The following is a 10504-nucleotide window of genomic DNA, read 5'->3' on the forward strand; positions in this document are numbered from 1 at the left end:
CATCACTGTAATCAAGTCCGCCTTTATTTTTCTATCGCTGCTCCTTGCCTTTCCACTTTTGGGGCAAAATGCTTATCGTAAATCTGAGTTTTCTTTTACTACGGAGAATGATGTTTACTTGCTAAATAGGAATGATGAGTATTATTCAAATGGCTTTCTTTTTCATTATCGTTTTGTTCCGAATAAACCAGATTCTAGCAATAAGGAGATTATTGACATAGAGCTTTCTCATAAGTTTTACACCCCAGATGATTTGCTTTATGACGAAATTTCTGAATTAGATCGACCTTATGCTGGGCTTTTGTACGCAGGGATTTCTAAATCAAAATTCAAGAATGAACATTCTAGGTTTAAGTATGGTCTGGTGTTGGGTACTACAGGCAAGGCGTCTGGCGCTGAAGCTTTGCAGAAGTGGTATCATAACGCGGTAGGGTTTAAACAACCAAGAGGCTGGCAGTATCAGATTAAAACAGCTTTGGTGTTAAATGCCACTGCTGAATATAATAGACAGTTTACCTTGGTGCCAAAAAGTATGGATTTCATCAGTTCATCATCTGCCTCTCTGGGAACTGGGCATACTAATATTGCTCAGAACGTAGACTTCAGAATGGGTATAATCAACGCATTAAGAAAGTCACCTTTTGTTAATGCTGTGATTGGAAGTCAAAACTCAGGCAAGTTGGGCTATGTAGTATTTGGCTACGGTGTATCTTATGTTATTCATGACATTACAGTTTCAGGAAGTTTGTTCAACAATGATAGCCCCCATACTGGTAGGCAAATGCCTTGGGTAAGTACTTTTAGGGCGGGTTGGGCTACAGGTAATGAGAAAACAACATTTAAAATAATGTTTCATTGGTTTAGTAAAGATGTACAAACTGCCCGCAACGACTCTTATATTTCATTTGCTTTTGATTTTAGGTTAAGAAATAAATAGAAGCCAAGCTCAATGTGCAATTCCTAAAGTAGTTAGGTTACACTTTTCTTAGCAAATAAAACTTCCCTCTCTTTGCCGTTGAGCCATTACCTGTTAATATTGTGGCACTCTACCGATATGGCGTTAAAGCTTTCCGAAATACAGGCCCCCATTGCTAGTGAAATGGTTGAATTCGAACAGAAATTCAGATCATTCATGAAGAGTAAAGTATTTCTGCTCGATCAAATCATGAGCTACATTGTAAAGCGCAAAGGCAAGCAAATGAGGCCTATGTTTGTGTTTTTAGCGGCAGGTGTAACGGGTAAAATCTCGGATAGAACGTATAGGGGAGCATCACTCATAGAACTGCTCCACACCGCCACGCTTGTTCATGATGATGTGGTAGATGACTCCAATTACCGAAGAGACTTCTTTTCAATAAATGCCCTATGGAAGAATAAAATAGCCGTTTTGGTAGGTGATTACTTGCTTTCAAGAGGCTTATTACTATCTGTAGATAATGAAGATTTCGATTTCCTAAAAATAGTTTCTAGAGCTGTTCGCGAAATGAGTGAAGGTGAATTGCTTCAGATGGCAAAGGCCCGAAACTTGGATATTACTGAAGACATTTATTACGATGTTATTCGTCAGAAAACCGCTTCCCTCATTGCTTCATGTTGTGCTGTCGGTGCTACCGCTTCCAATGCTTCTCAAGAAGACATAGATAAAATGCGAGAGTTTGGTTTAAAAGTAGGGATGGCTTTTCAGATCAAAGACGATCTTTTCGACTACGGTACTGAGGAAGTAGGCAAGCCGCTGGGGATCGATATCAAGGAGCAAAAAATGACTTTGCCTTTGATTTACTCTTTGCAAAATGCTAGCCATAGCACCAAACGAAAAATCATTCGAACTGTAAAAAGTAAAGGAGATCATTCCAAGAAAGTGAATGAAGTGGTTGGCTTTGTTAGAGAATCGGGTGGTATTGAATACGCTCAAAAAGTAATGAACCAATACTACCAAGAGGCGAAACAGATTTTAGAAACATTTGAGCCAAGCGTTTATAGAGACTCTCTTTCTCAGTTGGTTACATACACAATAGAGCGGTCTAAATAAAAAACAACGCCATACTTTAAGGCATGGCGCTGTTCAGTTAGTTAATAGTATATTTGTTTGGTCGCCATAGCAAAATGCTTAATCATGCTACGGCAGATGTTGAATTAACAACCTTTCAGGGAAAAGACCTTATTCAAAACTTTATTTTTTTTTCAGAGCCCTCTACCCACACTAATAAAAATGAAGAAAATAAAGATAATTGAGCTAGCTTCTGTTTTGGCTGGGCCAAGTGTTGGGCAGTTTTTTGCAGAATTAGGAGCAGAAGTAATAAAAGTAGAAAGCCCAAAAACAGGGGGTGATGTTACTCGGTCTTGGTTATTTAAGGGAGAAAAAGGAAATGGTACCGTTTCGGCTTACTTTACTTCGGTAAACTGGGGGAAGAAATCCTTATCGATCGACCTAAGTAATAAGGAAGAAAGAGCAATAGTCTATAAGCTTGTCAAGAATGCAGACATCGTAATTGCCAGTTATAAATCTGGAGATGCTGAAAAGCTAGGTGTTGATTACGAAACCCTGAAAGCACTTAATCCACAACTTATTTATGGTCAAATTACTGGCTACGGACTGAATAACCCAAAAGTAGGGTATGATGCGGTGATTCAGGCAGAATCGGGCTTTATGAGTATTAATGGTGAGCAGGGAGCTAATCCGTTAAAAATGCCTGTAGCACTGATTGACGTTTTGGCTGGGCATCAATTAAAAGAAGCTTTGTTGGTGGCCTTGATTGAACGTATGGAAAACGGCAATGGAAAATTTGTTCAAGTGGCTTTGATTGATGCAGCAATCAGTGCTTTGGTAAATCAGGGTGCTAATTGGTTAGTAGGACAAAATGAGCCAAAGTCTATGGGAAATCTCCATCCCAATATTGCACCTTATGGTGAGCTATTCTCTACCAAAGACGGTCGTCAACTATTGCTAGCTGTGGGCAATGACAAGCAGTTCAAAAACCTCTGTAGAATTCTGGAAATTAGTGATATAGCTCAGTTTTCTACTAACCAAGAAAGAGTGGTGAATAGAGAGGAATTAAATGAAGTGCTTTCGGCCAAAATTGAACTTTGGGCTTCGGAAGAACTACTGGAAAAATTGGTTTATAAGCAGGTGCCAGCAGGACTGGTGACTACCGTAAAAGAGGCGCTTGATCAAGGAGAATCTCATTGGTTTCTGAAGACTGACGGACTTACTGGTTTGCGTTCTTTTGTTGCCTCAGGCTTCGATCGCCTTTCGCTCAGTCCACCCCCTCAATTAGGGCAGCATAATCAGGAAATTATAGATGCTTTGGACTAATTTCTCCCACTAAACCATAAATGCCCATTAGCCGAGTCTTTTAAGTCTGTTTCTTCTCCCACTTTACTCCACGTGTACTAAAAATCGAGTGATTGGGGCTGTTTTTATTCCATTCCGACCATTTAATTCTCACTCTTCAAATTATTCATATCATCCATTTTGTAGAGAAAAAGAACTGCAAACGGTGTTTTGTCTCTTATTAAAAACCCTTTCATTTTGATCTAGATAGTGTTTTTAGCTCACTAATCTCCCTGACTATATTTTTCAGTCACACTTGTTTTTCTGAATAGAAAAAGATACTTTTCATAAAAAGTGGGGAAAAGTGAGGAAAAGTGGTGAAGTGTGGGAAAAAATCTTACTTTTGTAAAGGTTCAGGTGTGTAATGGCTTTTTTTACTAGTGAATATGATTGTAAGCTCGATGTAAAGGGCAGGTTGGCTTTACCTTCAAAGGTAAGGGCTGCATTGCCAGATAATGCATCGGAAGAGCTTGTGCTAAGACGAGGCTTTGAGCCTTGCTTGGTGCTATATCCTATGATCGAGTATAAAAAGATTTATGCGAAGATAAAGGGCTTAAGCGAATTCAGTGAGGAGTATCGCAGATTCCAAAGAACTTTTTTTAGAGGAAATGTAGATGTTGAGTTGGACGGAGCAGGAAGAATCAACATCCCTAAAAAAATGATGGAGTACGCGGGTCTTGAAAAAGAAGTAGTGCTTGTGGGGTTGGGAAATAGAATCGAAATCTGGAATCCTGATCAATATGAGGAATACCTCATCCAAGACGCAGGCGAGTACTCCAAGATGGCGGAGAAATTTTTGGCAGAAGAATAAATAAACTATGTCAGAGTATCATGTGCCAGTTATGCTTAAGGAATGCGTTGATGGCCTCTCTATCAAGCCAAATGGAACCTATGTAGATGTCACTTTTGGGGGTGGCGGACATTCAACCGAAATTTTAAAGCATTTAAATAGTGAAGGCAGGCTCTTTGGTTTCGACCAAGATTCTGATGCCAGAGCTAATGCGGAAAAAATAGATAATCGTTCTTTCACATTTGTACAAGCCAATTTTAGGCACATCAAGCGCTACCTCAAGTTACACGGGGTAAAGCAGGTAGACGGAATTTTGGCGGATTTGGGAATTTCTTCTCATCAAATTGATGAGCCAATGCGTGGGTTTTCTACCCGTGCAGAAGCTGATTTAGACATGAGGATGGATTTGAATGGCTCGCTTACCGCTGCTGATGTGGTGAATGAATACTCAGAAGAGCAGTTGCATAAGCTTTTGGGTATTTACGGAGAGGTTAAAAATGCCAAAACTTTAGCTGCGGCCATTGTTTCAGAACGTTTCTCAAACCCCTTCAAAACCACGAAAGACCTGATTCAATTATTGGATCGATTGGCGCCCAGACATAGAGAGTATAAATATTATGCTCAGGTTTTTCAGGCCATCCGCATCGAAGTAAACGATGAAATGGGGGCGTTGGAAGATTTTCTAGAACAGTCGGCTGTGGTGATTAAGCCTGGAGGTCGCTTGGTGGTAGAATCTTATCATTCGCTAGAAGATCGGATGGTGAAGAACTTTATCAATAAAGGGAAAGTGTTTGGTGAAGTAGAGAAAGACTTTTTTGGAAATCAGTTGAAGCCATTTAATGCAATCAACAGAAAGCCAATAGAGGCAAATGAAGAAGAGTTGAAAGTGAATAACAGGGCAAGAAGTGCGAAACTTCGTATTGCCGAAAAAATATAAGTAAACGGAAGTGGCGGCAAATAAATTTAAAGCGAAAAAGAATGAAAAATCTAGCACCAAAGGTGGTGGATTGTTCGGCCTTTTGGCAAAGCTAAAAATTGCTGGAAACTTAGAAACAGGCCTTCCAGTAAAGCATTTGCCAAAAATTGCTTTTGCATTAGCGCTGGGTGTGCTTTATGTATGGAACAGCCATTATGCCGAAAAAGCCACAAGAAAAATTGACAAACTAGAAACTGAGGTTGAGGATTTAAGGGCCGATGTTACCACGCTGGAAGCAGATTATATGTACAGCAGTAAGCAGTCGGAAGTAGCCAAGAACGTAAAAAAACTAGGATTAGAAGAAAGTAAAGAACCGCCATACAAAATTGTTGTAGACAAACGTGAATATTAAGGAGTCGATATTACTGAGAGTAAGAATAGCTTTTTTAGCTGTGATTGCCTTTGTCTTGGTAGTGATCTACCGGATTGCAGACATTCAGTTTGTTGAGGGTGATATGTGGCGAAAAGAAGCACAAGAAATTGGGTTGGACTATAAAACAATTAAAGCCACCCGCGGAAGTATTTATGCCGATGGTAACGACCTGATGGCAACATCACTTCCCTTTTACAAAATTGCATTCGATCCTTCGCTTGCAAACGATAATACCTTTAAAACAGGTATTGACTCCCTTTCACTACTATTGTCGAAATTTTTTCGAGATCGCTCTCCCGATGATTATCGGAAGAGGATCTCGGAAGCTCGACAGTCCCGTAAGCGGTATTTAGTTCTAAATAGCCGCCTCATCAATTATCAAGATAAAGCGATGATGGAAAAGTGGCCGATCTTTCGGGAAGGCCAAATGATTGGGGGAGTAATATTTGATAAGGAGGATAGGAGACATCGTCCTTTTAAAGCTTTAGCCCAACGTACAATTGGTGGCTTAAATATAGATGGTGTGGCTACCGTAGGAATAGAAAAAAGCTACGATCAGTTTCTAGCTGGCCAAGATGGAAAAGGATTGTATCAAAGAATTGCAGGCGGTAACTGGATGCCAGTAAATGTGGCTTCTGATGTAAAGCCTAGAAATGGTTATGATGTATATACCACTATAGACATTAATCTACAAGATGTTGCCCAAAACTCGCTTTTGAGGCAGCTTGAGAAGTTTGGGGCAGCCTACGGTACGGTAGTTTTAATGGAGGTGAAGACAGGTGAAATCAAGGCCATGTCTAACCTTACAAGAACAGAAAGTGGTACCTACGTTGAGGATTATAATTATGCGGTTCAAGGCTTAAATGACCCTGGATCTACCTTTAAGTTGGCTTCAATGTTGGCTCTTTTAGAGGCAGATAAGATTGAGTTTACCGATTCAGTAGATACCAATGATGGTACTGTCAAATTCTACGACCGCACAATGGAAGATCAAAGTGCTTGGAAAGGTGGTTACGGTAAATTGACTGTTCAGGAAGTATTTGAAAAATCATCTAATGTGGGAATTTCCAAATTGGTAGATCAATACTTTGGTAAGGATCCTCAAAAATACATTGACATTATAAAATCAACAGGTTTAGGAAAGCCACTCGATTTTCAAATGATAGGTGAAGGTATACCTTATATTAAAAATGCTGATGACAAATCATGGAGTGGAACAAGTTTACCATGGATGTCAGTAGGGTATGAAACAAGTATTACTCCGCTTCAAACCCTAGCTTTTTATAATGCGGTGGCCAACGATGGGAGAATGATTCAGCCCATTATCGTAAAGAGCATTAGAAAGGGAAATCAAGTAGTTGAAGAATTTAAGGCTAAAACACTTGATAAGAAAATAGCATCAAATTCCACTTTAGAAAAACTGAAAATCATGCTTGAAGGCGTGGTGGAAAGAGGGACCGCAAAAAACATTAAAAACGATTATTACAAGATTGCTGGAAAAACTGGAACAGCCCAGAAATTGATCAATGGGCGATACTACAAGCAACGCTACTACGCGTCTTTTGCTGGTTATTTCCCTGCAGATGAGCCTTTGTACTCCTGCATTGTGGTGATTGACGACCCTAAAGGTTTGAACAGTTTCGGAGGAGATGTTTCTGCGCCTGTTTTCAAAGAAATTGCTGATATGATTTTCGCCCTTGATCTTGGTTTACATGATACATTCAAAGAAGAACGCTTGGCAAAAGAAGGAACCTTCCCTGTAATCAGGGCTGGTAATTATGATGAATTGAATAAGCTGTTAAATCAGTTTGGCATTTCAAATCATATGGAAGAAGAAAATATTGAATGGGTAAGAGCAAGCGTAAACAACAATGCCATTGCTTGGAAACCGAACCATTCTGAGTCGAACCTTGTGCCTGATGTGGAAGGAATGACACTAAGAGATGCACTTTATATACTGGAAAATAAAGGGTTAAAAGTTAATATTTCTGGAGCAGGTCGAGTGCTTAGGCAATCGATTTACGCAGGAAAAAGAATAGAAAAAGGAGCAACGATCACAATCGAACTGGGGTAATTTAAATGTCTGCATTAAAAGACATATTGTACAAAGTGGCTTTGCAGTCAGTATCTGGCGATACTGCTGTAGAAGTGGCCGCATTGGTTTTCGACTCAAGAAAAGTAGAGGCCAATACTGCCTTTATTGCTACGCGTGGCACTCAAGCCGATGGCCATGATTATATAGAACAAGCTATTGAGAAAGGCGCGGCTGCCATTATTTGTGAAGAACTCCCTGAAAACCTAAATACTGCCATTACCTACGTTCAGGTGAAAGACAGTAGTGAAGCTTTGGGTATCATGGCTTCTAATTTCTTCGGAAACCCTAGTGCAAAGTTGAAGTTGGTAGGCGTTACTGGCACCAATGGAAAGACTACTTGTGTAAGTTTATTATTCCAGTTGTTCAAGCAGCTCGGCTATAATGTTGGCTTGCTTTCTACGGTAGTTAATAAAATCAATGACGAAATAATTGTAGCAACCCACACTACGCCCGATGCCATTCAAATGAATGAGTTGATGGCGAAAATGGTAGCCAAAGGTTGTTCACACTGTTTTATGGAAGTTAGTTCGCATGCTTTGGTACAGCACCGCGTTTCAGGACTCACTTTCACAGGAGCGGTTTTCACCAACCTCTCTCACGATCATTTAGATTATCACAAGACTTTCGATGAGTACATCAAAGCAAAGAAGATGCTCTTCGATGGGCTTCCGTCTTCAGCTTTTGCCTTGACCAATATAGATGACAAAAGAGGAGCAGTAATGCTTCAGAATACTAAAGCTTCGAAATACCGCTATGCACTAAAAACCATGGCTGATTTCAAAGCAAGAATTCTTTCCAATACCCTTCAGGGTTTGGAGTTAGATATTGAAGGTCATAATGTTTGGTTCAAGTTGATTGGCGATTTCAATGCTTATAACCTGATGGCGGTTTATGGAGCGGCTATTTTACTAGAAGAAGAACCAGCAGATGTGCTTCAAACTTTATCAGATTTGAACCCAGCGCCAGGTCGTTTTGAGCAGGTGCTTACAGATACAGGAATCACTGCTATTGTGGATTACGCCCATACGCCTGATGCATTAGAGAATGTGCTTTCTACCATTAAAGTTTTCCGAAGTGGAAATGAGAAAGTAATTACGGTAGTAGGCTGCGGTGGAAACCGAGATACAACGAAAAGGCCTGAAATGGCAAAAATTGCTTGTGAACTAAGCGATAAAGTGGTGCTCACTTCAGATAATCCACGCTTTGAGGAGCCAATGGCGATTATCGAAGACATGCAAAAAGGCGTGAGCCCGAGCAATTATAGAAAAACACTGGTAATGGCAGACAGAAGAGAAGCGATTAAAACCGCATGCTCTATGGCCGAACCTAAAGATATTATCCTAGTGGCGGGAAAAGGTCACGAAACCTATCAAGATGTAAAGGGTGTAAAATCCGATTTCGATGATAGAAAAGTATTGAAAGAAATGTTAAACCTAATTCATAAATAAAATACGATTGACGATGTCAGAGCTCAGAAAACCGATTTTCTAATCTCTGGCGTCTAAAATCTCAAATCTAATAGAATGCTGTACTACCTATTCAATTATTTAGATAGAGAGTTTGATTTGGTTGGCGCGGGAGTGTTTCAGTACATCTCTTTCCGTGCTGGTATGGCTGTGCTTTTGTCTTTGTTAATCACTATTACTTTCGGTGAGAAGCTGATCAATATGCTTCGAAACAAACAAGTAGGCGAGAGCATTAGAGATTTAGGTTTAGAAGGCCAAATGGCGAAAAAAGGTACACCAACCATGGGGGGGCTCATCATTATAGCCGCCATTGTAATTCCAACTTTGCTCTTCGCGAAGCTTGAAAATATTTATGTCATTCTTTTGTTAATCACCACTTTGGGTTTAGGAGCCATTGGCTTTTTAGACGATTACATCAAGGTTTTTAAGAAGAACAAAGAGGGGCTTGCTGGTAAATTTAAAGTGGTAGGTCAGGTAGGGATTGGCCTTTTGGTAGGTGCTGTACTTTACTTCAACGATGATGTAGTGGTAAGGGAATTCAACCCTACTCCACAAGAGCAAACTATTTCGGTCACAGAAGCACCAAATTATGTTGATAGCAAATCTACTACAACCACAATTCCTTTTGTGAAGAACAATGAGTTGGATTATGACGCTTTCAACCCAACTGATAACAAGTGGATTACTGCGGCTATTTACATTTTGGTGGTGATTTTCTTTGTTACGGCCATTTCTAACGGAGCCAACATTACGGATGGAATTGACGGATTAGCTGCGGGAACATCGGCCATTATAGGCCTTACGCTGGCAATTTTCGCCTACATATCGGGTAACGCTATTTTCTCTGATTATCTGAACGTGATGTTCATTCCAAACTCTGGAGAGCTCGTAATTTTCTGTACTGCCTTTGTGGGGGCTTGTGTGGGCTTTTTATGGTACAACTCTTATCCGGCCCAAGTTTTTATGGGCGATACGGGTAGTCTGTCATTGGGTGGAATCATCGCTGTGCTGGCTTTGGTACTCCGAAAAGAACTTTTGATTCCAGTATTGTGCGGAATCTTTGTGATCGAAAATCTCTCTGTAATTATTCAGGTGAGTTATTTCAAATACACAAAAAAGAAATATGGTGAAGGAAGGAGAATCTTTAGGATGTCGCCTTTGCATCACCACTATCAAAAAATGGAAATTCCAGAAGCCAAGATTGTAACAAGGTTCTGGATTGTGGGAATTCTGTTAGCGATTATAACATTGGCAACGCTTAAACTGAGGTAAAAAAGTTAATCAGAAAACAGGAAAACAGTCCCGAAGTATCGGGAAGAAAACGGGAAAAAGAATTAAAAAAACTGGGAGTCAGGGAACTCAATTTCCCGAAAAAAGTTGGCCTTAACTGATAACTGATAACTGATAACTGATAACTGATAACTGATAACTGATAACTGATAACTGATAACTGATAACTGATAACTGATAACT

General features: G+C 40.0%; 9 protein-coding genes. All 9 read left to right on the forward strand.

From position 1 onward, the window contains the following. Positions 1-37: 37 nt before the first annotated feature. The 9 genes from AAC026_RS18355 to mraY all read left to right on the forward strand — a co-directional run bounded on the left by AAC026_RS18355 (position 38) and on the right by mraY (position 10303). Positions 38-937, forward strand: a complete 900-nt coding sequence (locus AAC026_RS18355) for a lipid A deacylase LpxR family protein (protein WP_339701196.1) — start codon at positions 38-40, stop codon at positions 935-937. A 117-nt stretch (positions 938-1054) separates the two neighbouring features. Beyond that, positions 1055-2029: a polyprenyl synthetase family protein gene (locus AAC026_RS18360; protein ID WP_339701170.1), complete on the forward strand. Its 975-nt coding sequence runs from the start codon at positions 1055-1057 to the stop codon at positions 2027-2029. A 180-nt stretch (positions 2030-2209) separates the two neighbouring features. Further along, the gene (locus tag AAC026_RS18365; RefSeq protein ID WP_339701173.1) at positions 2210-3313 is read left to right on the forward strand and encodes a CaiB/BaiF CoA-transferase family protein; all 1104 of its coding nucleotides are present in this window, start codon (positions 2210-2212) and stop codon (positions 3311-3313) included. A 382-nt stretch (positions 3314-3695) separates the two neighbouring features. Next, a complete protein-coding gene (gene mraZ, locus AAC026_RS18370; RefSeq protein ID WP_339701176.1) occupies positions 3696-4142 on the forward strand; it encodes a division/cell wall cluster transcriptional repressor MraZ in 447 nt (148 codons plus the stop codon). Between the two features lie 7 nt (positions 4143-4149). Then, on the forward strand, positions 4150-5058 hold the full coding sequence (gene rsmH / locus AAC026_RS18375) for a 16S rRNA (cytosine(1402)-N(4))-methyltransferase RsmH (protein WP_339701179.1): 909 nt from the start codon (positions 4150-4152) through the stop codon (positions 5056-5058). A gap of 10 nt (positions 5059-5068) precedes the next feature. After that, positions 5069-5449 carry an FtsL-like putative cell division protein gene (locus AAC026_RS18380; protein ID WP_339608736.1) on the forward strand — a complete coding sequence of 127 codons (381 nt, stop codon included), beginning with the start codon at positions 5069-5071 and terminating at the stop codon, positions 5447-5449. Then, entirely contained in the window at positions 5439-7544 is a 2106-nt protein-coding gene (locus tag AAC026_RS18385; protein ID WP_339701182.1) for a penicillin-binding protein, read from the forward strand. Before AAC026_RS18380 ends, AAC026_RS18385 begins: the two co-directional genes overlap by 11 nt. Before the next feature lie 5 nt (positions 7545-7549). Then, a complete protein-coding gene (locus tag AAC026_RS18390) occupies positions 7550-9013 on the forward strand; it encodes a UDP-N-acetylmuramoyl-L-alanyl-D-glutamate--2,6-diaminopimelate ligase (RefSeq protein ID WP_339701185.1) in 1464 nt (487 codons plus the stop codon). A 75-nt stretch (positions 9014-9088) separates the two neighbouring features. Then, entirely contained in the window at positions 9089-10303 is a 1215-nt protein-coding gene (gene mraY / locus AAC026_RS18395; RefSeq protein WP_339701188.1) for a phospho-N-acetylmuramoyl-pentapeptide-transferase, read from the forward strand. Positions 10304-10504 lie beyond the last annotated feature (201 nt).

Source organism: uncultured Roseivirga sp. (genome assembly GCF_963973945.1).
GTDB lineage: Bacteria > Bacteroidota > Bacteroidia > Cytophagales > Cyclobacteriaceae > Roseivirga.

What these genes read in the sequence shown, in the direction of transcription:
- AAC026_RS18360 (WP_339701170.1), top strand. Translation starts at nt 1,055, where the DNA reads ATGGCGTTAAAGCTTTCCGAAATACAGGCCCCCATTGCTAGTGAAATG.
- AAC026_RS18365 (WP_339701173.1), top strand. Translation starts at nt 2,210, where the DNA reads ATGAAGAAAATAAAGATAATTGAGCTAGCTTCTGTTTTGGCTGGGCCA.
- mraZ (WP_339701176.1), top strand. Translation starts at nt 3,696, where the DNA reads ATGGCTTTTTTTACTAGTGAATATGATTGTAAGCTCGATGTAAAGGGC.
- rsmH (WP_339701179.1), top strand. Translation starts at nt 4,150, where the DNA reads ATGTCAGAGTATCATGTGCCAGTTATGCTTAAGGAATGCGTTGATGGC.
- AAC026_RS18390 (WP_339701185.1), top strand. Translation starts at nt 7,550, where the DNA reads ATGTCTGCATTAAAAGACATATTGTACAAAGTGGCTTTGCAGTCAGTA.
- mraY (WP_339701188.1), top strand. Translation starts at nt 9,089, where the DNA reads ATGCTGTACTACCTATTCAATTATTTAGATAGAGAGTTTGATTTGGTT.